This is a genomic window from Blautia sp. AM47-4 (assembly GCF_003479865.1).
Classification (GTDB): Bacteria; Bacillota; Clostridia; order Lachnospirales; family Lachnospiraceae; genus Fusicatenibacter; species Fusicatenibacter saccharivorans.
On the sequence record NZ_QUHY01000092.1, the window covers coordinates 1 to 1,266 of the forward strand.

The following is a 1,266-nucleotide window of genomic DNA, read 5'->3' on the forward strand; positions in this document are numbered from 1 at the left end:
TTTTCCGCAGTCATGGTCTGCTCCAAATCAAACAGGGGACGCTACGCTTCCCCTGCGCTGGCTGCCGCCAGCTACCCTTTTGTGGACTTGCCATCTGGGGACACCTTGCGTTGTAAGCTGTTCCCAGCCGACAAGTTTTACAAAAGCTCTCTGTACTTTGAGGGTCGAATAAAGTATAATGAAGTCAATGAGAAATCGGGAGTTGGAGGTATTCACTATGAAAAAGATTATAACCGTAACGCTTTGCATTGTGCTGGTTCTTCTCTTTGCCGGATGCGGAAAGAACGGCGATACATCAAAAGTGGAAATTGATTATGGAGCATCTTCCGTTTATTCAAAAGAAGAAATAGATTCTGCCATTGAGATTATAAAAAAGCAGTTCGCTTCGTTTGAGGGCTGTGAATTGCATAGCCTTTCTTATATGCCAGATGAAGAATGCAACAATGCAGATAACATTGAATGGATGAATGATTTAAGAACGGAAGATAATAAAGAAGCCTTTACGCAATGTATTGCATTTAAAAGTAGTTTCCGTTCGCCAAAAAACGGCGGCGGTGCATGGGAGGCGAACGAAGAATACACTTGGTCATGGTGGCTTGCACGGTGTGAAGGTGGAGAATGGAAGTTAATGACGTGGGGGTATTGATAAGCGTAAGAACTTCCAGTTTGCCACTCACACATCGGGTCAACTTGTCCCGAACTTTTACAACTTAATACCCGCCGCCCACACAGCGGCACACCAAGCAGGAAATCTGAAAAAGGTTGCCTGCCTTTTTTCTGCCCGAAATGAGGTGGTAAAACGCCACCCCATCCACCAATTACCGAAAGGAGGGACACGAAATGTCCTGCCCACACAACGAAATCACGATTGTTCAGCGCAGCCAGCGGCAGTCTGCGGTTGCCGCCGCTGCTTACCAAAGCGGCGAAAAGCTGTTCTGTGAATACGACCAGCAAGTGAAGCACTACCCGGAAAAGCGTGGTATTGTCCACAATGAAATTCTGCTCCCGGCAAACGCCCCACGGTCGTATGCAGACCGCAATACTTTATGGAACGCCGCCGAAGCGGTGGAAAAGCAATGGAACTCCCAGCTTGCAAGGCGGTGGGTGCTTACCATCCCAAGAGAGATACCACCCGACCAGTATGCTGTCCTTGTCCGGGAGTTTTGTGAGCAGCAGTTTGTTTCCAAAGGCATGATTGCTGATTTTGCCATCCATGACCCCCCATCCGCCGGGACACAATCCCCACGCCCATGTCATGCTCACTAT

The 1,266-nt window shown here is 48.4% G+C and carries 1 protein-coding gene and 1 pseudogene; both read left to right on the plus strand.

What is annotated here, in order from left to right; genetic code table 11:
* Positions 1-217: 217 nt before the first annotated feature.
* The gene (locus tag DW965_RS18695) at positions 218-646 is read left to right on the plus strand and encodes a hypothetical protein (protein ID WP_055218800.1); all 429 of its coding nucleotides are present in this window, start codon (positions 218-220) and stop codon (positions 644-646) included.
* 194 nt (positions 647-840) lie between these two features.
* Positions 841-1,266 (plus strand): annotated as a pseudogene (locus tag DW965_RS18700) (MobA/MobL family protein); the annotation flags it as partial.

What these genes read in the sequence shown, in the direction of transcription:
- DW965_RS18695 (WP_055218800.1), top strand. Translation starts at nt 218, where the DNA reads ATGAAAAAGATTATAACCGTAACGCTTTGCATTGTGCTGGTTCTTCTC.